General features: G+C 65.6%; 17 protein-coding genes. 2 read left to right on the plus strand and 15 right to left on the minus strand.

Annotated elements, in window-relative coordinates; all coding sequences use genetic code 11:
* Positions 1 to 46: 46 nt before the first annotated feature.
* Genes ACFQ9V_RS18320 through ACFQ9V_RS18345 form a run of 6 tightly spaced genes read right to left on the minus strand, consistent with a single transcriptional unit; the run spans position 47 to position 6192 of the window.
* Positions 47 to 1105 carry an ABC transporter ATP-binding protein gene (locus ACFQ9V_RS18320; protein ID WP_382460548.1) on the minus strand — a complete coding sequence of 353 codons (1059 nt, stop codon included), beginning with the start codon at positions 1103 to 1105 and terminating at the stop codon, positions 47 to 49.
* The gene (locus tag ACFQ9V_RS18325) at positions 1105 to 1917 is read right to left on the minus strand and encodes an ABC transporter permease (RefSeq protein ID WP_382460549.1); all 813 of its coding nucleotides are present in this window, start codon (positions 1915 to 1917) and stop codon (positions 1105 to 1107) included. Before ACFQ9V_RS18325 ends, ACFQ9V_RS18320 begins: the two co-directional genes overlap by 1 nt.
* Positions 1914 to 2888, minus strand: coding sequence for an ABC transporter permease (locus ACFQ9V_RS18330; protein WP_382460550.1), 975 nt, complete (start codon positions 2886 to 2888; stop codon positions 1914 to 1916). Before ACFQ9V_RS18330 ends, ACFQ9V_RS18325 begins: the two co-directional genes overlap by 4 nt.
* Positions 2888 to 4018, minus strand: a complete 1131-nt coding sequence (locus tag ACFQ9V_RS18335) for a PotD/PotF family extracellular solute-binding protein (RefSeq protein WP_382460551.1) — start codon at positions 4016 to 4018, stop codon at positions 2888 to 2890. The genes ACFQ9V_RS18330 and ACFQ9V_RS18335 overlap by 1 nt, the downstream gene beginning before the upstream one ends.
* Positions 4019 to 4072: 54 nt before the next feature.
* Entirely contained in the window at positions 4073 to 5053 is a 981-nt protein-coding gene (locus ACFQ9V_RS18340) for a sugar phosphate isomerase/epimerase family protein (RefSeq protein WP_382460552.1), read from the minus strand.
* Positions 5050 to 6192, minus strand: a complete 1143-nt coding sequence (locus tag ACFQ9V_RS18345; protein ID WP_382460553.1) for a Gfo/Idh/MocA family protein — start codon at positions 6190 to 6192, stop codon at positions 5050 to 5052. The genes ACFQ9V_RS18340 and ACFQ9V_RS18345 overlap by 4 nt, the downstream gene beginning before the upstream one ends.
* Before the next feature lie 147 nt (positions 6193 to 6339).
* Between ACFQ9V_RS18345 and ACFQ9V_RS18350 the strand changes: the two genes are divergently transcribed.
* On the plus strand, positions 6340 to 7521 hold the full coding sequence (locus ACFQ9V_RS18350) for an ROK family protein (RefSeq protein ID WP_382460554.1): 1182 nt from the start codon (positions 6340 to 6342) through the stop codon (positions 7519 to 7521).
* Between the two features lie 18 nt (positions 7522 to 7539).
* Here the strand turns inward: ACFQ9V_RS18350 and ACFQ9V_RS18355 are convergent, their stop codons facing one another.
* On the minus strand, positions 7540 to 8034 hold the full coding sequence (locus tag ACFQ9V_RS18355) for a peptidoglycan-binding protein (protein WP_382460555.1): 495 nt from the start codon (positions 8032 to 8034) through the stop codon (positions 7540 to 7542).
* A 131-nt stretch (positions 8035 to 8165) separates the two neighbouring features.
* Between ACFQ9V_RS18355 and ACFQ9V_RS18360 the strand changes: the two genes are divergently transcribed.
* A complete protein-coding gene (locus ACFQ9V_RS18360) occupies positions 8166 to 8360 on the plus strand; it encodes a hypothetical protein (RefSeq protein ID WP_370056725.1) in 195 nt (64 codons plus the stop codon).
* Positions 8361 to 8375: 15 nt separating this feature from the next.
* On the opposite strand, the gene ACFQ9V_RS18365 is transcribed toward ACFQ9V_RS18360, so the two are convergent.
* From ACFQ9V_RS18365 to ACFQ9V_RS18400, 8 genes are all read right to left on the minus strand, one after another.
* Positions 8376 to 8846 carry a hypothetical protein gene (locus ACFQ9V_RS18365; protein WP_382460556.1) on the minus strand — a complete coding sequence of 157 codons (471 nt, stop codon included), beginning with the start codon at positions 8844 to 8846 and terminating at the stop codon, positions 8376 to 8378.
* 257 nt (positions 8847 to 9103) lie between these two features.
* Positions 9104 to 10060 carry an NAD(P)-dependent alcohol dehydrogenase gene (locus ACFQ9V_RS18370; RefSeq protein WP_382460557.1) on the minus strand — a complete coding sequence of 319 codons (957 nt, stop codon included), beginning with the start codon at positions 10058 to 10060 and terminating at the stop codon, positions 9104 to 9106.
* A 69-nt stretch (positions 10061 to 10129) separates the two neighbouring features.
* Positions 10130 to 10681 (minus strand): HXXEE domain-containing protein, encoded by a 552-nt coding sequence (locus ACFQ9V_RS18375; RefSeq protein ID WP_382460558.1) that lies wholly within the window; start codon positions 10679 to 10681, stop codon positions 10130 to 10132.
* Entirely contained in the window at positions 10678 to 11358 is a 681-nt protein-coding gene (locus ACFQ9V_RS18380; RefSeq protein WP_382460559.1) for a 4'-phosphopantetheinyl transferase family protein, read from the minus strand. Before ACFQ9V_RS18380 ends, ACFQ9V_RS18375 begins: the two co-directional genes overlap by 4 nt.
* 87 nt (positions 11359 to 11445) lie before the next feature.
* Positions 11446 to 12420, minus strand: coding sequence for a tetrahydrofolate dehydrogenase/cyclohydrolase catalytic domain-containing protein (locus tag ACFQ9V_RS18385; RefSeq protein WP_382460560.1), 975 nt, complete (start codon positions 12418 to 12420; stop codon positions 11446 to 11448).
* 24 nt (positions 12421 to 12444) lie between these two features.
* A complete protein-coding gene (locus tag ACFQ9V_RS18390; protein ID WP_382460561.1) occupies positions 12445 to 15174 on the minus strand; it encodes a beta-ketoacyl synthase N-terminal-like domain-containing protein in 2730 nt (909 codons plus the stop codon).
* Positions 15171 to 18260, minus strand: coding sequence for an AMP-binding protein (locus tag ACFQ9V_RS18395; RefSeq protein ID WP_382460562.1), 3090 nt, complete (start codon positions 18258 to 18260; stop codon positions 15171 to 15173). The genes ACFQ9V_RS18390 and ACFQ9V_RS18395 overlap by 4 nt, the downstream gene beginning before the upstream one ends.
* Positions 18257 to 19744, minus strand: a complete 1488-nt coding sequence (locus ACFQ9V_RS18400; protein ID WP_382460563.1) for an MFS transporter — start codon at positions 19742 to 19744, stop codon at positions 18257 to 18259. Before ACFQ9V_RS18400 ends, ACFQ9V_RS18395 begins: the two co-directional genes overlap by 4 nt.
* Between the last annotated feature and the right edge of the window lie 457 nt (positions 19745 to 20201).

The raw sequence follows: 20201 nt of genomic DNA on the forward strand, positions 1-20201 counted from the left end.
CTCCCCCAGCACCGCCTGCACCGTCCAGCCGACGAGACGTGAGTAATCACGCGAAGGCGTGGAGGCCTTCGGGGGCGATGGTGAAGCCGACCTGCTGACCGGGGGTCAACGCCTCGGCCGCCTGGGACAGCATCGTGACGGGGATACGGAGGTCGCCCGCGACGATCTCGGCCCGCGCGAACGGCCCGAAGAAGTCGACCGCGCGCAGCACGCCGGAAGCCGACCCCGGCGTGGATGCCGCGTCCTCAGCGAGGATGCGCACGCGCTCGGCCATGACCAGCACGTCGACGCGGTCGCCCTCGCGGAGGTCGTCCTGCGACGTCGTCAGCGACAGTCCGCCGATCGCCACCCTCGCGGCACGGCCGGAACCGTGGACGACGCCGGTGCCGAGCGACTGCCCGCCGAGGAACTGCGCCACGAACCGGTTGCCCGGCGTCCGGTACAGCGACTCGGGGGTGTCGTTCTGCTGGACCACGCCGCGGTCGAGCATCATCACCTGGTCGCCGAGGTCCATCGCCTCCTCCTGGTCGTGGGTGACCATTATCGTCGTCAGCCCGGTCTCCCGGTGGATGCGCTTGAGCTCGCGCTGCATCTCGCCGCGGATCTTCTTGTCCAGCGCGGACAGCGGCTCGTCCAGCAGCAGCAGGTCAGGGGAGGTCACCAGGGCACGCGCCAGGGCGACGCGCTGCTGCTGGCCGCCGGAGAGCTGGGCCGGGGAGCGTCCGCCGAAGTCGCCGAGGCCGACCAGGCCCAGCATGTCCTCCGCCTTCTTCTTGGCGGCGGACCGCGGAGTGCGGCGGGCGCGGAGCCCGTACATCACGTTGGCCAGCACCGACAGATGCGGGAACAGCGCGTAGTTCTGGAAGACGAACCCGATGTTCCGCCTCTCCACCGAGAGCCGCGTCACATCGCGCGACCCGACCCGGATGGAGCCGCCGTCGGGGTCCTCCAGGCCGGCGACGATGCGCAGCAGGGTGGACTTGCCGGACCCGGAGGAGCCCAGCATGCAGCAGAAGGCGCCATCGCCGACGGTGAGGTCCAGCGGTTCGAGGACGCGGGTGCCGTTGAACGTCTTCGACACACCCGTCACAGTGAGCTCGGCCATCAGTTTCCTTTGTTCGTAGAGGTCGTGAAGAGCTTGGCGGCGTTGCCGGACAGCCAGTTGAGGATGACCACCAGCAGCACCGTGGAGAGGATGATGATCGTCGCCAGCGCGTCCACGTCGGGCGTCACACCGAGGCGGACCATCGAGTAGATCTGCACCGGCAGCGTCGAGACCCCGATCGGGGCGAGGAAGAGCTGGATCGCGAAGTTGTTGAACGTGATCACGAACGCAAGCAGGCCTCCCGCGATGATGGACGGCCCGATCAGCGGAATGGTGATGGTCAGGAACGTCCGCAGCGGGCCGGCGCCCAGCGAGTGCGCGGCCTCCGCGTAGTTCGGGTTCAGGTCGCGCAACCGGCCCGAGACGATCAGCACGACGAACGGCAGCGAGGTGACGATCGAGGCGAGGATCAACCCGAGCGTGCTCGAGCCGAGGCCCAGCCAGCCGAACACCACGACGAACCCGGCGGCGAGGATCAGCGCCGGGACCGTGAGCAGGGCGAGCAGGAGGCTGTTGATCGGCGCCGTGATGTAGATGCGGCTGCGCGCCATCCCGAGGGAGAGCAGCGTGCCGACGATCACGGCGAAGATGGTCGCCTGCGTCGCCAGGTTGAGACTGGTGAGCAGCGCGTCCACCAGGGCCTGGTCGTGCGAGAGGTTCGCGTACCAGTCGAACGTGAAGTGGAACGGGAACGTGCCGTACCGGGACTGGTTGAGACTGAGCGCGGTCATGGCCAACAGTGGCAGCGCCAGGACGACCAGCACCACGTACAGCCAGACCTTCATCAGCCGGGGCAGGACGGCGGTCTTCATCGGAGGACTCCTTCCGTGGTCAGCGCATCCTCAGCGATGAGGGTCTGCGCAGCGACGCTCTCCACGCGCGGCTTGCCTGCCTTCGCGACCCCGGAGAGCGCGTTGCGCGACCACGACAGCAGCCCGGTCACGCCTCCGACGATCGCCAGCGACGTCACCAGCAGCACCAGCGACATGGCCACCGCGAACTGCTGGTGGACTCCCGCCGAGAGCTGCGCGGAGATGGTGTTGCCGAGCATCTGCCCGTTCGGGCCGCCCAGGATGGCGGGCTCGGCGAACGCGCCGACGGTCTGCACGAAGGTGAGCGCGAAGTTCACGCCGATCATCGCCGAGCTGAGCGGCCAGATCACCCGGGTGAACACGAAGCCCTTCGACGCGCCGAGAGTACGGGAGGCCTCCAGCACCGAGCCGCTGATCTGCTCCGAGGCCGAGTACATCACCAGGATGGCGGTCGGGATGGACTCCTGGACCAGCATCAGGATGTTCGCCGCCGGGGTGTACATGATCGACGCCTGCGGGTCGGCGAGACCGATCGAGGACAGGAACGACATCACCGGGCCGCCCGCCTGGATGAGGCTGACGAACCCATAGATCAGCAGCAGCTGCGACGTGATGTACGGGATGATGACGAACCCGAGGATCAGCGGCTTCGCCTTCGGGCTCGTGTAGCGGGCCAGCGCCCAGGCCGCGGGCCAGGCCAGCGCGATGCTGACCACGGTCACGCAGAACGCGATCAGCAGCGTCCGGCCCAGCAGCGACATGTACACCGCGCTCGAGAACATCTCCGTGAAGTTCTCGACGGTGAAGCCGCCGGAGCCGTTCGTGAACCCGATGATCAGCAGCGCGACCAGCGGGAGCAGGGCGAACAGGACGAGCAGGAGGCCGCCGGGGGTGAGCAGGAAGCCCGTGCCCAGGGCCCCCCTGGCCCGCCGCCGGGGACGGCGGGCCAGGGAGAGAGGGGCGGTGGTCATCAGGAGCCGGCTTTCACCTGCGTCCAGGCGTCGACCCACGACTGGAGCCGGTCCGCGGGCTGCGGGAGCTGCAGCGCGAGACTCGAGATCTTGTCGGGGTTCGCCTGGAGGCGGTCCAGCGTTGCCGGTTCGAGCGAGGCGACGACCGACTTGTTGGCAGGGGCCGGCGAGGAGTCGGCGGGAGTGTTCGCCCACTTGGTGAGGAAGTCCTTGCCGGTCATGTAGTTGAGCCACTTGTAGGCGAGGTCGAGGTGCTGCGTCTTGGCCGCGATCGCCCAGTTGTCGATCCAGCCGACCGCGCCCTCCTTGGTGATCTCGTACTTGAAGTTCGTGGTGCCCGGCGCCTTGGCGTCGATCAGCCCGCCGATGCCGTCGGAGTTCGCGATCCCGGCGACGATGGCGCCGCTGGCGATGCCCTTGGCGAGGTCGTCGGTGGACGAGTACAGCAGCTTGGCGTTGTCCTTCAGCTTCTGCAGCGCCGGCGTGACCTTCGCCATGTCGGGGTTCTGCGGGTCCTCACCGAGGTAGAGGGCGGTGATCGGGACGAGCACGGTCGCGTCGTCGATGAGCGCGATCTGGCCCTTGTACTTCGGGTCCCACAGCACGCTGAGCGAGTCGGGCGTCGGCGTCACCTTGCTGCCGTCGAAGAACAGGCCGGTGCTGCCCCAGGTCCACGGCACGCCGTAGAGCTTGCCGTCCTTGCGGATCTCCTTGCGGCCGGAGAACTCCGGGTAGAAGTCGTTGTAGTTCGTCAGCTTGGAGGTGTCCAGCTCGTGGAAGATCCCCTGGTCGATGCCCTGGCCGATGTACTGGATGTTCGGCAGCGCGACGTCGATGCCGCCGTTGGCCTTGTTCACGAGCTGCAGCTCGTTCGACTCGGAGTCGATGTACTGGAACTTGAGGGTGGCGCCCGTCTCCTTCTTGAAGTCGGTGGCGACCCAGGGCAGGTCGGCGCCGTAGCCCTTCCAGATGGCGACGGTGAGGGTGTTGCTGCCGCTGCCCGAGGCGCTCGGCGACAGCGAGCACGAGGTCAGGGCGACGGCCGCGGCGACGGCTGCTCCGACGGCGATACTCGTCCGTCGTGCGATGGAGCGGCGGCGTTGCCCTTTGATGCTGCGTGAGTCTTTCACGTCATTCTCTCCTTGTTGTGTGGTGCATGAGTCCACTCTTGGCGGTGGGGTGGGTCAGAGGATGCCGGCGGTGGCGTCCTCCAGGAACGTGCGCGCCGCGATGAGCTGCCCGACCGGGTCGGAGGCGGCGTCGAGCTCCAACAGGATGCCGCCCTCGTAACCGATCCCGGCGAGCGTCGCCGCGAAGGCGGGCCAGTCGACGATGCCCTGGCCGGCGGCCCGGAAGTACGGGCGGTGCCGCTCCCAGATGCCCTCGTCCACGAGCGCGTGCTCGCGGAAGGCGCCGGCGGCGTCCTTCCAGTGCGCGATCACGACGCGCTCGCGGTGACGCGAGACGAGCTGGACCGGGTCTCCCCCGCCGAGCACGATGTGGCCGGTGTCCGGGCAGAACGCGACGAGGAACGGGTCGGTCAGCAGCAGGAACAGGTCGACGTCGCGCGGCGTCCAGAACACCGAGTGACTCTCGGTGTGCAGGGCGAGGGTCACACCGTGCCGCTTCGTGATCGCACCGACCTCGTTGGCGATCTCGGCGATCGGCGCCGCGGTCGCGAGGTCGACCGGCGCCAGCCCGTCGCCCTCCGCGTTGTTGCGGCGCATCGGGAGCCCGGCGACCAGGAAGGAGGCGCCGATGCCCGCCAGGAACGCCGCCTCGGTCTCGGCGGCGGCGAGGATGGCGGCGCGCGTGGCCGGGTCGGTCACGTCCTCCGCGTGCTCGATGTCGGCGAAGTAGGCGCTGACCACCGAGAGGCCGCGGCGCTCCAGCTCGGCGGAGAAGGCCTCCGCCGAACCGTAGGCGGCGATCGCGGTCAGGCGGTCGGCGGGCGGGAAGGTCATCTCGAACTCGGCGACGCCGGCCTCCTGAAGGGCGTCGAGGATCGTGTCCCAGACCCGGCGCGGCTCGGCGGCGGCGAGGGCCTCCAGCGAGTCACGTCCGGTGAGGCCCCAGAAGCCCGGGTCGAAGAAGGTGATCAGGTCGACGCCGAACGCGCGGGTCGTGGCCGGGGCGCTAGTCGTCGATGCGGTGGTGGCGGTCATGCGATCGCGGTCTCCTCGAGGGATGCCGAGCGCCAGGTCTCCGTAGCAGGGGCCGGGCGCTCGCAGGTGGTGGTCAGGGTGTGGACGCCGTCGGTGCCGTTCGCGATCGCGTCGAGCACCTCCAGCACGTGCATGGCGAAGTCGGCGCTGGTGCGGTGCGGCTCGCCGGTCAGCGCGGCGGCGAGGTCGGCGACGCCGGGGCCGCGCAGCGGAAGCAGTTCCTCCAGGAGACCGTCCGTGAAGCCTTCGATGACGCCGGGCAGCTCGCGCCACTCGTCCTCTCCGTGCAGGCGGACGCGCACCGCGTCGTCGTAGTTGTTGGGGTCGGGGACGCTGAGCGTACCCTTCGAGCCGTACAGCTCGATGAACGGGAGGTTGTGGTCCCAGACGTCGAAGCTGGCCAGCACCGTTCCGATCGCGCCCGACGCGAATTCGAGCGTCGCCGAGGCGTGCGTCGGGATGGTGACGTCGATGGACTCCACCCGCCGGCCCGGGGTGGAGACCGGACGGACGGTGCTGCCGATCCGGGCGCTGGCGTAGACGGTCGAGACCGGGCCGAGGAGGTTGACCAGCGCGGCGATGTAGTACGGGCCCATGTCGAGCGCCGGGCCGCCGCCCGGGATGAAGAGGAAGGTGGGGTCCGGGTGCCAGAGCTCGGCCTTGCTGTGGGTGACGAAGGCGCTCGCGCCGATCACCTCGCCGATCAGTCCGGCGTCCACCGCGGCGCGCGCTGTCTGGCCTGCCGAGCCGAGGAAGGTGTCGGGAGCGGAGCCGAACAGCACGCCGCGCTCGCGGGCCTCGGCCACCAGCGGGGCCGCCGTGGCGAAGGAGGCCGTGAGCGGCTTCTCCGTGAAGACGTGCTTTCCCGTCGCGAGGAGGGCGCGGGTCACGCTCTCGTGCGCCAGCGGCGGGGTGAGGTTGACGAGGATGTCCACGCCCTCCGCCGCGGCCAGCTCCTGAACGCTCGCGAAGACCGGGACGCCGTAGCGCTCCCCCGCCGCCTGCGCGAGCTCCTGGCTCAGGTCGGTGCAGCCGACGATGTGGAGGCCGTCGAAGCGCTCCAGCCCGCGGAAGTACGCGCCCGAGATGTTGCCGCAGCCGACGATGCCGACCCCGATCCGGTCTTTCTGAACAGTCACGCTGGCCCTTCTTCTTCGAAGCTCTCGGCGGAGGAAGCACGTTTGCTTTTCGCCGTTGAACGGGAACGTTAGCAATTATGCGCGGTAATAGCAAAACTATTTTTTCTCGCGTAAGATCAGGCACTGGCACGAAGGGGTAGACCACACATGGATCATTCGGAGATGCGGCAGCGCAACGCCGCCAGCACGCTCGGCATCCTGTACCGCACCGGTCCGGCGAAGATGACCGAGCTGCAACAGGAGTCCGGGCTGTCGCGGCGGACGATCGAGCTGATCCTCGACGACCTCATGGACTCCGGCTGGGTCGTGGAGCTGGCCGCGGCCTCCCCCGACGCCCGCCCGGTCGGCCGCCCTGCGCGGTCCTTCACGTTCCGCTACGACGCCGCGTGCGTGGTCGCCCTGCAGCTGGACGCCGGCCAGATCCACGCGACCGTCGCCGACCTGGCGACGACGATCCTCGGCGACCTGCGGGTGCCGCTGCCGATCAAGACCTCCCGGGCCGAGCGCCTCAGCCTGCTGGACGACTGCGTGACCCGGCTGCTCGACGAGGCGGCCGTCGACCGGTCGGCCGTCGTCGCCGTCACCGTCTCCACCCCCGGCATCGTGCGCGACGACGGGATGGTCGACCTCCCGATGACCATGCCGGAGTGGACCGGCTTCTCACTGCGCGACGCGGTGGGCGAACTGTTCGACTGCCCGGTGCGCGTCGAGAACGACGCGAAGGTCGCCGCCCTCGGCGAGAAGTGGTCGCGCGACGGCGAGGTGCAGGACTTCGCCTACATCTTCTCGGACAGCGAGCGCATCGGTATCGGTCTCGTGCTGCGCAACGAGCTCTACCGCGGCCGCGACGGCGCCGCCGGCGAGGTGAGCTGGGCGCGCGATCTGGGCCTCCACGACCTGGTCAGCCCGCTGCTGGTCGACCTGGACGACGAGCTCGCGCCCGGCCACGCGGCCACCTGGGAGCTCGTGACCGCCGCCCGCGCCGGCGAGGCGCACGCGCTCGAGGAGGTCGACCGCCTCGCGAGCGCGCTCAGCACCGGCGTCACCCTGATCGCGTGGCTGCTCGCGCCGGAGGAGATCATCCTCGGCGGCTCGCTCGGCACACTGGCGGACCTCCTCATCCCGGCCCTGGAACGCAAGCTGGCCACCAACGACCGCCCGATCGAGACCCGCCTGCGCGGCTCGCAGTACGGCGACGCCAGCGTCCTGACCGGCTGCCTCCGCATGTGCATCGAGTCCCTCGGCGACCAACTCTTCACGCCGGCGGGCGTAGCCCGCATCGGCCGCGCCCGAATCCCCCTGGCCGCCCCCGAGGAGGCCGCCAGCTAACGCCCGTCGCGCCTTGCGTCAGGAGACCACGTACTCCAGCCCCACCGCCGTCTCCAACGTCGCGCTGGCCGCGTGCAGCGACACGCTCCACGTCTGATCGCCCACGACGCCGTCCACCGTGACCCCACCCCAGCCCTGGAAGGCCTCCACCGAGGCACGGGTGTGCGACCCGAAGATCCCGTCGATGCCTCCCGGCGTGACGCCGCCCCACTGGTCGGCCCCGTTGGTGAGGATGGTCTGGAGGCTGGAGACGACGGCCCCGGTCGAGCTCTCGCTCAAGACCGGCATCGGCCCGCCGTCCGGGAGCGCCGCCCAGGTGAGCGGCCCCACGATTCCGTCGGGCACGAGCCCCGCGCCGCTCTGGAAGTCGATGATCGCGGCCTTCGTCGCGGGCCCGAAGACCCCGTCGACGACGATTCCGAGGTTCGGTGTGCGCCGGACCGCGCGCTGCGCCCGCTTGACCGCGTCGCCGGTGTCGCCCTCCTGCACCGTCGGCTGTCCTGGATTCGGCATGATGGCTCCTCTCGTCCGAGCGCCGCCAGTGTGGCAGACCGCCCGGTCTACGGCAAGCGCTGATCCTGGGCGTTCCGCGGCCCTCCGCGTGGCCGCGCGTGTCCCGCGAATGGGGGGCCTACCGTTGGCGCATGGCGATCAGAATCGAGCTGCGGACGGCGGACTGCCCCGTCTGCGGAAAACGCATGAACGGCACCGTGAAGATGCTCGGCAACCCCGGCCAGGCCGGCTTCCGCACCGCCCCGCAGGATGTGCACTGCGTGTCGGGCTGCGAGCGGGCGCTCGGCGACAACCGGGAGCGGATGCTGGGGGTCTTCCAGGAGTAGGGGTCGCGCTGGGCATTACAGCCGAGCTGCGCGGCCGGACCGGAAGTACTCGCTCGCCGGCGGGATGAAAACCAGGATCGTGGCGATCACGCCGAGGACCGCGCGCACAGCGCCGACGCCGTAGGCGCCGAAGACCCCGAAAAGGGAGAGGGCTGTGACGATCAGCAGCACGATGCGCGCCCAGTTGGCGCCGCGCCGCATGAACACGGCGAACAGCACGTACGCAGCGATGTAGAGGATGCCGAAGATCACGCTGGCCGTGACCGCGAGTCCAACCGCCGCACTCGCAGACGACGCGACCCCGGCCGTCGCGGTTCCGGCCGTCGCGACGGCGAGGATCAGCACCACGAGGCTCAGCGCGGCGCTGGCGATGTAGAGCCAGAACGCGATGTTGATCCGCGACGGCACACCTGCTGCCCCGCCGCCTGCCCTCGCTGCTCCTGCTGATGTGTTCGGGGCATCCGCCTGCGGCATGCGATCGCTCATCCCTGCATCTCCTTCGTCCGGGTGGTCAAACCGGTCGTCCGACCGGCGTCGCACACGGTAGGCCGGAACCAGCGCCTGAGCAATGGTCAGTTTCACACGTTGGGTGGGCGGCCGGGATGTCGCAGACGATTCTTAGACGCGTCTTAGACGACGTACGTGAAGATTCATCAGCGACGTCGGCGGCAGCCCTCCCCCAAGGCAGTCGCCGCCGACGCCGCTTCCTTGCCCGCTCACACCTCGTGGCCCCCGGCCTCCGACTACGGGACGATGATGCTCTTGCCCCGCGTGTGGGCTGTAGCGACATACTCGTGAGCGCGGGCGGTTTCGTCGAGGTCGTACCGCCGATCGATCACCGGCTTGAGGTGCCCCTTCTCGACTGCGTCGGCAAGCCACTCGAGGTCGCTGGGAACAACCTTCACCGGGAGGAACGACACACGTCTACGGGAAAGGAGCGATCCGAGCACTGCCGGCAACCCGCCGGGCGCGATGGTCACCATCCGTCCACCTGGTTTGAGATAGTCGCGGTAGCGCGCCGTCTCGATGCCTGTGCAGTCGAAGACCGCAGTGAACGAGGACACTGTGCCGGCTGCGGGCAAGGCGTCGTAGGCGTAGGTCTCGGACCCTCCCAGAGACGCGCAGAGATCGAGATTGTTGCCACTGGACACCGTCGCGACCTCTGCCCCGAGACGGCGGGCGAGCTGAATGGCGGCAGTCCCGACACCACCGCTGGCGCCGACGATCAGAACTCGTTCTCCCGCGGCGACCAGGAGGCGGTTCCGCAGCGCCTGGAGGGCGGTCATCGCGACCAACGGCAGCGCGGCAGCGTCCTTCACATCCGGCACGCGTGGGGCGCGACTGACTGACTTCTCGTCGATGGTCGCGTACTCTGCAGCGGTCCCTGTTCTGCCCATTGTCGCCATACCGACGTATCCCCAGACGACATCGCCGATGTCGTGGCGGGAACAGTCGTCGCCCCTCGCGACCACCTCACCTACGACATCGACTCCGGTGCCTTTCGGGAATCGCGGCCCATTCGTCAAACGGGTTCCGCCACTGCGGGCGATTGCGTCGGCCCGATTCACGCTGCACGCGATCACTTTGAGGAGCAGCTCGCTGCGGCGAGGTGTGGGGATGGGGACGTCGTTGATCTGAAGGACATCGGGCGGCCCGTATCGGAAGTACTGGGCGCCTCGCATCATCGTGTCTTGTTCCATGATCTGCCTTTCGGTCGGACTGGTATCGAGTGTCGGGTCGAGGTGCTATCGGGAGTCCCCGTGCCAAAGTCACCACTCCGTTGCCTGTGAAGCTGCGGGGTGCTCGTACGCCTGGAACCACTTCCGTGCTTTGGGCTCGAGCACTCGGATGATCGCGAAATTTGCGGCAAACACGAGAGCCATCAAGCCGGCTGACGCGGCGACCGTTACAGGAGTGGCGTCGGACACGATGTAGAGGGCACTGGCGACGCCGATGCAGGGCAGCAACGTAATCAATGAAGTGATCAGGGAGGGCGTGTACGAGCGGTAGATGAACAACTCGGTGATGTGCCCGATGAGATGCAAAACGTACGGGACCAGAAATCCAATCATCAACGAATACCAGCCGGTGGCAAGCGCGGTGATGGTCACGACCGAGAGGATCAAGAACTCGATCCCGATCATGAGTACGATCACGGCCGGGGAGGCGCCCGCGAATCGGTGCACGAAGTAGTGGTCCCGTGTGCGCGCACTACCGCAGCGAAGTTGTCGTCGGACCCACGGGGCGATCATGACCATCTCCTCGAATTCGTGGACGAGGAACAAGACGATGACGACGTAGACCAGTACCGCCGCTGTCATGAACAGGAGACCGCTCGGGCACGAATCTGGCTTCGCAGATCGGAAATGGTGAGTTCACGGACGTGCATCTCACTGAACGGGATCGCTGAGGCTGCTGCGCACATATGGCTGCCTCCGACAACGAAGGACTGAGTCCTGATGGGCACGTGCGCCTCGTTGACTCGACCCGGGAACAGGGTCGTCACCCGGTCGGCGACCACCACTTCCTTTGGATCTATTGCGAGTCCCGTTCCTAGAGCTTTGAGAACTGCTTCCTTCCGCGTCCACATCGACACGAAACGATCCGGTACGGACTCGGTCGTGTGGAGGATGTCATCGATTTCGCGGTCGGCAAGGATACGACGGAATAGTCGTTCGCTATACACGCGGTTGAGCGGTTCACTGTCCACGCCGACTGGGCCCGTATCGCTGACAAGTACTACTGAAAGGCCACGAGAATGCGACAGCGAGAAGTGGAGGCCAGTACCCGGCAACAACGGTTTGCCGTGTTTGGCCTGTCGCGCGAAGCTCACGTGCTCAGGCTGGATAGGTAGCCTTTCGGCAATCGCCCAGCGCGCTGCGACATGCGCGGCTAGGTAGTCGCGCGCCGCATCGGCATCGCCGAACGCGTGGAGCCGGGCGCGTTCATCAGGGCTCAGGATTGTCGAGGCCGACATGGGCACGGATGCGCTATGCATCCACCGGACCGTGAGCCTTTGGCTGGTGCACGCTAAGCGATCTTGTGCAACGGCTGCCCGGAAAGCTAGTGCTCGCAAGGAGTATGTTCACCCGCCCGCTGCTGAGCAGACTTCGTCTTCAGTGTTGTGCGTTCGACGGTATGCAGCATTCTCGGCCAGGTTGCGCGCGAGAACGCCGAGCATCACGGGCCCGATACCGGAAGGAATCGGGAACAGCTTGGACACACCGCCCGCCACCGAGTCGACGTCGACGCCTCCGCAGAGCTCAGGAACCTGTCGCCCGTTGGCAAGGGTCTTGACACCGATCACGTTGGGCGCAAAATCTAGCACGACGGTGCCGTCCTTGAACCACGACCGATCGAGGAAGCGCGGACGCAGCAGGCTGACGACCACGATGTCGGCGTGTCGGAGGATGTCTTTCGTCTTCGGGTTGGCGAGAGTGACCAGTGACAACGCAGCAGCCGCGGGGAACACGGCGGGAGCGGCAGCTCGCACCATGAGGTTTGCCAGCGGATTGTTGTCGATTATCTCCACATCGCTGACGATGGCGACAGACAAGTCATCGTCGTCAAGAGACACCCCGGCGTCCGCGAACAGCTCGAGAAACGAGTCGACGACGACGGGGCGGCGTGGAAAGAGGAGGTCGGACTCGCCGCTGGTGGAAAGCATGTGAACCGCATGTGCCGGATGCACGCCTTCGATGTCCTTGACCGGTTGGATGCGGTTCAGGCCAGCGCGGAAGTCGATCTGCGGCGGCACCGGAATGAGGATGAGGATGCCGTCGATCGCGTCATCTTCGTTAGCGGCGTCGATGTGAGCGTAAAGGTCCGCTTGCGTTGCATGTGCCGGGAGAATTCGGGACTCGACGACGGCACCTGTGGATTCGAGTACGCGCACGTGCAGACCCACCAGGTGGTTGGCTGCTCCGTTGCCGAGATCGAACGCGATGATCAGCGCCCGCGGGGCGACGTCGGCATCAGCGTTCAACACGCGTGCTCGATCGAGCAACGACGCTTGGGCGGCGAAACCCGTATGGATATGTGAGGCGGCGAGCGTGGTCATTACGTCCTCCTGTAATGCGTGAAGTCAGGGAACTTGTGCGGCGACGGACCGAGTGGCCCGAGCATGGTCGGATAGGAATCGTTCCGTGGAAGCTGACATGGCCGCGACGATGTGAGGATCGTCGAAGAGTGTGTAGTGGCTGCCATCAACGTGTTCCACCACGACCTCCCCAGTGGTGAATGATTGCCAGGAATCGGGGCCTGTCGGGCGGAAACCGACAGCATCGGCGATGTCTCCGGGGAAGGGGGCCGACGCCTTGAGGAGAAGTATCTGTGACGCGACGCGGGTAGAGTCCGGCACCCAGTTCGCAAGTGCCTGCTGGTTGTGCTTCCAAATCTGGACGAACATGTCGGCCTCGCGCGACGGGTCGGCTGTTTCGCGGCTTGTCGGCACGTCGAAGACCGCTAGCTTCTCTGGGAGATTTCGCAGCAGCGCATCGACGGCGCCCGACCGGCTGTCGCGTTCTGCCGACGGCGAGATGTAGTCGGAGGTGGCGAATGAGTCGTACATCACGATGGCGGGAACCTCTTGTCCATCGGATTCGAGGATTTTCGCGATTTCGATGGAAAGGTTTCCTCCCAGCGAGTATCCGCCTAGGTAATAGGGGCCCTCAGGCTGAATGCTGCGTATCGTGCTGACGTAATCTGCGGCGAGTTCGGACAGCGAACAGGAGCGCGCGAGCCTCGACCTCGGGAAGCTCAGCCCGGTGACTTCCCATTCCCTGGAAAGGTGCCGAGCGAGGTTGCGATACATCGAAACACTTCCGCCTGCCGGGTGCGCGAGGAACAAGCGGTTCCACCGCGGCGAGCGAGCGAAGGTCACCGCGTTGTGCTCGACAACCGGCTGCTCCGGACCGTTCGATAGTCGTTGGTGGACAAGCGCGCCGAGGCCCGCAGCGGACGGGTTGCGTTCGAGGTCGTTGAAGGAAAGGGACGCCTCTGGGTAAGCCGCGTGCAACCCATCGATCAAGTCGATCGCCGAAAGCGAGTCTCCGCCGTTGTCGAAAAAGTCGTCATCGATCAAGAGCGCGTCACTATTCACGATGTTTCGCATCGCATCCAGTGTGTTGCGCTGGCAATCCGCCAGAGTCGCGACCTCGTCCGAGTTGCTGACAGGAACCGTCTGCGCCACGGCCGGCTCAACTTCCGGCTCGACGAAGTAGCGCCGACGTGACCACTGGTACGGGGGAAGAGAAACAGGTGCATGCTGCCGCGCCTGGGTGCTCGTGACAGCCTCCGATTCTCGGCGGTCAGGGACGATTACACGCTCGAGCTCGATGATGAGGTCCTCGGCTGAGTGTGCGAGCACGGTCACCCCGAGTTCGAACACCTTCCGGGACGCGAGTGCATCGGCGATTTGCGCGAGCGAAGTGTGCGGGTGCTGTGCGATCCACTCCTTCAAGACGCGAACATAACGCCGCAGGGAGGATTCCGTGCGGGCGCTGATCCGGATGGTACGAGCAGAGTTGTCCTTCTCCCGGGCCGCACTCGGGACCGCCGCCCGTGTGAGGATCGCGTGAACGTTGGTGCCGCCCATGCCCAATGAGGTCACCGCGGCAGCTTCGAGGGGAGCTAGGGGAGTGGCTTCCGAAGTCGGCATGGAGACTTTCGATGTGGCGAGTTCGATGAGGGGGTTCGCTTGTGTGAAGCCGGCGAGCGGTGGAATCCGCTGATGGTGCAGAACGAGCGCGGTCTTGGCGAGTCCTGCCAGGCCGGCCGCAGCGTCGAGGTGTCCCATCGTCCCTTTGAGGCTTCCGACGTATGGGCGTTGGGCCGCTGGTTGTGTCTTGAGGCCGTAACCGTCGACGAGGGAACGCAACTCGATGGGGTCGCCGATGCGCGTCCCCGTGCCATGAGTCTCGAAGTATCCGACCGTCTCCGGGACGACGCCGGATCGTGCAATGGCTTCGTGAATGGCCTCTCGCTGTCCCATCACGCTCGGCGCCGCGATACCCGATTTCCGTGACCCGTCGTTGTTGATTCCCCATCCCGAGATCTCGGCGTACGTGCGGTCATTCGCTGAGGCGGCTTGATCGCTCTTTCGCAAGACGACCGCTACGGCCCCGTTCCCTTTGACGGTTCCGTCGGCGAGGTCGCTGAAAGGCCTGCAGCGGCCGCTCGGACTGAAGATGCTGCCCTCTTTCGCGCGATATCCGGAGAGGAACGGCAAAGAAATACTGGCGGCCGCGACAATCGCGATGTCGCAGAGTCCATCCTCAAGTGCACGGGAAGCTGCGTGTGCTGCGGCTAGCGAACTCGAGCATGCCGATTGGATCGAGAAGCTCGGTCCCGTGAATCCGAACACGAAGCTGACGCGGGAGGCGGCGAAGTCCTTGTCGTTGCCGATCATGATCGGGTAACTCGGGTCGCTGTCATCCCAGCGTCCCGAGAGAGTGAGGGGGCCGCTGAGATAGGTGCTGGTGCTCACCGAAGCGAACACTCCGACTTTCAGCGTTTCGAGCGACGCGGCGTATCCGCCGTCCTCAATCGCGCTCCAGGTTGTTTCGAGAAGAACGCGCTGCTGCGGGTCCATGACGAGCGCTTCGTGGGGACTGATACCGAAGAACTCCGGCTCGAACATGTCCGGTTCGTCCAAACAAGAGGTCACCCGAACGAACTTGTCGGCTTTCTCCGCCGCGGGTACATCTCGGAACGTGTTCTCTCCACTGCCGATCAGCCTCCAGAGTTCATCCACAGAGTTTGCTCCGGGCAGGCGGCAGCCGATACCAGTGATGGCGATACGGGAGCGAGTCATCGTGCATCCTCTCTGCGCTCTCGTGCCTCGATGAACGACGCGAGTTCCGACGGTGTCGTGTGCTCGAAAAGGTCGACGACGTCAATGCTGATCGGGCGAGGGAGGTCGTTGAGTCTCCGGGTGATCTCGACAGCATCGAGTGAAGTACCGCCGATGTCGAACAAGCGGCTGCTGGGCATGACGTTCGGGTGTCCGGTGACCTCGGTCCAGATCTCGCAGATCACGCCCTCAAGATCACGGGGTGCGGTTCCGATTGCAGAAGGCTGCCGTACCACCGACCGGTTCCGAAGCGCCGTGGTGAGAGCTGCGGTGTCCGTTTTCCCGTTGATGGTCGTGGGAAGTTCGGAGCGCTGTTCTACGACTGCCGGAACCATATATGCAGGTAGCGCACGTCGCACGTGGTCCAGCACCGTTTGCGTGGATGCCTGGCCGGCATACCAGAGCGCAAGGTAGGGGCCATCCGGAGAATCGATCTTGGCGGCCGCAGCGAACTCTATTCCATTGCAAAGCATGGCCGTCGTCTCAAGCTCACCGAGTTCAATACGGAATCCGCGCAACTGGACCTGGTTGTCGCTGCGACCGAGGTACGCGAGGCCGAGGTCCGTGTCTCGGCAGCGGTCGCCGGTGGCCAGCCACCGTCGCACCGTACCGTCCGGCTGCCGTAGGTGCTGGAACCTCTGGCTCGTCTCCGTCGGTAGGCCGAGATAGCCTCTCGCCAGACCGACTCCAGCAAGATAGAGCTCACCTGGCAGTCCTGGAAGGGCGATCCGGCCGTAAGGATCCAGGCACACAGCGTCGAGGCTCTGGACAGGGAACCCGATGAGGTTCGTCGTGGAATCTGGATGAACGAGGTCCATCGGCAGAATCGTCCCGACAATGGTGTTCTCCGTGAGCCCGTACATGTTGAACACGTTCATGCCAGACATGATCAGAGTTCGCCACGCGAGCAACTCGCGAGCGCAGAACGTCTCGCCCCCTACGGTGAGTATGCGAACAGAGGAGAAGAGCTGGCGCCGCTCGGCGACCAGCCGACCGAACCGCTTCAACCCTGCTGGCGTCTCACACAGTACTGAGACCTTCTCCGACGCCACATACTCGGCTAGAGCGGCCGGGTCGCTCTGCGTCTGCTCGTCCGGGATGCACAGCGTCGCACCCAGAGCAAGAGGGCAGAATACTTCCCAGATCGAGTAGTCGAAGTTGCTCGAATGCAACCAGATCCACGTGTCCTTGGCGGTGAAGCGCATCGTCATTGCCGCACCATCGAAGAGCGGGATCAGACCCGAATGACCGACATCGACGCCCTTCGGACGACCGGTGGAGCCGGACGTGAAGATGACATAGGCAGTGCGATCCGTTTCGCACTCGTTGACCGAAGCCTCTGCGGCGTTGTCGATGAGGGCCCCGAACAAGACGATGTCAGCCGATGCGATTTCCTGAGCAGGATGCTGCCCGCCCCGGGCTGCGATAACGGTGACCTTGCCAGGCACGTCTTCGGTGAGCGTTTCGACGATGTGTCTCAGTCGCGCCGTGGGCGTGGCTGGGTCGACGGGAACACAGACACGACCGGAGGCCATGATGCCGAGAAACGCGACCACTGCGTCCGCTGACTTCGGCAGCGCCTGGACAACATAGTGAGACGCACCTGCTCGGTTGAGGCCTTCTGCGACGCATCGAGATTGATCGACCAGTTCCCGATACGTGAGGGTGCGCTCTGCGCGCACTGCCGGACCGGTCGGTCGCTCAGTGGCTACCGACTGAATCCGACGCCAGACTGTCTCAACGGAGAGAGGCGTTTCATCATCGGCGGCGGCGCTCGGACGGTAGTCGGGCTGAACGATTCTTGCCGCGGGATTATCGGCAATGCACTCAAGGGCCTTGACCAGCTCCGCCCCGAGATCAGCATGTTCGTAGGCCTCGGCGGTCGAGAGTTCGATGCTGATCGTGTCCTCGCCGTCAGCGAACGTCACCATTATCGGGTAGGAAACGGTTGACCGCGGTACGTCGAGAGACGTGGTCTCAATACCTGAGAAGTCCGGCTTCAACTCACGCTTGTAGTAGGTGACGGCATTGTCGAGCGCCTGGTTCGTCACTTGCGGGCAGGCTTCGTCGTGGTGGATCGTCAACGGGTACGCCGATCTTGCGCGTTGCAGTGTCGACAACCCGCGACGGGTCTCAGCGAGCAGTTCCTGCCAGGTTGTCGTTGGGTCCACCTGCAGCGGCAGAGGAAGTGTGTTGACAAAGAATCCGCTCGCGGTCTTGCCGCCGACGCCGGAGCGGTCGGCTACAGGGACTCCGATGATGAAACGATCCGTCCCGCAGACTCGGTGGACCATCGCCGCGTATGCGGCATAAAGAACCGCGACAGGTCCGAAATCGGCGTAGCTGTCGGATTGGCGAAGCCTTTTGACGACTTCGCGAGAAATTTGGTGCATGTACCTGCGACCTGCGAACCGTCCCCCAACGCGCGCGGCCGTGACGTTCGCGTTCGCGAAGGAGTCGACGTGCGCATACAGCTCGGCGAGGGAGTCAAGAGTGGCTTGGCCCGGTGTTGTGACGGGAAGTGAACCCGGGTGCTCTCGGAGCCTTGCGGTGATCCGCGGCCACTCGGACTCAGAAGCGTCGTAGCACGCAGACATTGCGTCGAGCATCTCGTAGCACGCGTAAGCATCGCCCGCGATGTGCGCCGCGCGTAACGTGATGTACACAGCAGTCGGCGTCACTGCAAGCCTGCATTGTGCTTGGCTGGGAGACGAAAGGCCAAACGGTTCGAGTGTGACGGCCTCCCTCATCAGCGCCAGGAGCTGAGATTCGGCCTCCGCTTCCGTCAGCGCTGTGGAGAGCTCTATCCGTTCGACTCGGGGTCGTGTCTGATGGACTTCGGCCACTAAGTCGCCCGACGCTGTGGAGAATGACGTGCGGAACGCAGTCATCTCGCTGAGGACCCAGCTAACCGCCGCGTCCAGTCTCGACACGTCGATCCTGCCCTGAAGCTTCCACAGGAACGCGAGGTCGAAAGAGTCGTCCGTGGGGTGGACCGACTGATGAAGGACCATCGCGCGTTGGCTTGGCGTCACGTCGTATTTCACTGTTGCGCTCCATCGCTCATCGCGGACGGTGGGAAATGCGCCTGCATCGTGGCAGGCAGGGCCGCTCGGCGCTGGTGGACTGCAGCGCCGAGCATCACGACGAGTGCGATAACTGCGTACAGAGCGGCGAGCGCAGCGAATCCACTTCCGTACGCATACGACTGCGCCCACGCTGGCCACTCGACCTCCGTAACCCGAGCGTCGGGTTGTGCGAGCAACGCCTCGAACCTCATCACCGCGAACGTCGTCGCTGCCGCGACACCGATGGCCCCTCCGAGCTGTTGCGCCGTGTTCGTCAAAGAGGAGGCGACGCCGCTGTTCTCGATTGGCACGCCGTCAGTCGCCGTGGATACGGCGGGTGCCATCATGAAACCGATACCCAATCCCAGGAGAGTCACACCGAGGAGAATCCAGGGGACGTATCCCCATGTGGGGACCATCATGCTGAGGACCGCGAAGGCTCCCGCCTGAAACGCGAGGCCCAGGGCAATCGTGTAGCGCGGCCCGATTCGCAATACGAGCACGCGCATACCGATAATCGCTGCGACGATCAAGCCCACGACAAGGGGAACCAGTGCGAGCCCGGTCTGCAGCGCCGACATCTCGAGCGTTCCTTGCACGAAGTAGGACAGGTACAGCGAAGACGCCATCTGCGAGAACCCGACCAAGGCGACAGCCAGGTAGGCGGTTCGGCGCAAACCCTGAGCAAGCAATGACGGCGGAAAAATAGGGTTGCGCGCGCGCGCGAGGCGCCAGGCGAACAAGAGAAGGGCAAGCCCACTCAGGCCGAGGCACCCGGTGACCAGGAAGTCACCCCAACCTCGGGTGGCTACCTCGGAAACGCCAAAGATAAGGAAGAACAGCGCAGCCGACCCGAGCGCGAGCCCCAGAAAGTCCGTGGGTCTCCGATGGGCCGCGCGTTCGCCGCGGGTCGGCGCACCTGCGATGTTGAGCAGACACACCAATGCGAACAGCACATTCACGAACAGGCACCACCGCCATCCGAAGTACTCAGTCAGCACCCCGCCCAGCACGAGGCCGAGCGCTGCGCCGGCGCCGGCGGTAGACCCGAACACCGCGAACGCTCGCGCTCGGTCCCGCGGCTCGACGAATGTAGAAGCCACCATCGAGAGATTCGCAGGCCCGAGCAGCGCCGCGAACAACCCTTGCAGTACGCGGGCGAGGATGAGGATCACGAAGGCTCCGGCGAATCCTCCGAGTACGCTGGCCAGCGCGAATCCAACCGCCGCGATCCCGAACGCCATGCGGACGCCGACCCGCTCAACGATACGACCGCCGATCAGGAGCAGCGCTCCGAAGGTGATCGCATAAGCGGAGATAGTCCACTGTTTCTCCGCTTCACCGAACCCCAGTTCAAGCTGGGCCGCCGGAAGCGCGATCGCAATGATCGTGGCGTCGAGCACGATCATGATTTGAGCAAGACTCGCGGCGAGAAGCACACGGCGCTGCTTGGCTGCACTCATGGCTTGGACCTGGTCCTAATACCAGTTGGTTCATCTCCGACTGGTTCATCTCCGACGTAGATCAGAACCGGACAAGATTTGAAGCGCGAGTCCAAGGCGCAGACCTCCTTCGCTAGATCACTCTAGTCAGCTACCCTACTAAAATGTAACCTTAGCACGCAGTGCTTTTGTGGGCAATAAACGTGACCATCGACGACGGCACGAGGGGGCTCGTCTCTGCTTCTCGCCTGCGGCGTCGAAATTGTCGTCGTTTCGAATGAGCCTGGTCACTCGTTCGTGAGCGCCAGCCGATGTGTCCACGGGCATCACCAGGCTGCGCCCCACCCACGACCCCAAACGCCGGTCCTCGCAGAGCGAGGCCCCGCGCCCGGGGCCCCTCGCGGGCGGGGGCCCCATTAGTCAGTGCGAGTTCTGAAAAAGCCGGAGGGGCACGGGGGCGCTGTGCGACCTTCGTGCC

Origin of the sequence: Leifsonia sp. NPDC056665 (assembly GCF_042791795.1) — a bacterium.
Taxonomy (GTDB): domain Bacteria; phylum Actinomycetota; class Actinomycetes; order Actinomycetales; family Microbacteriaceae; genus Leifsonia.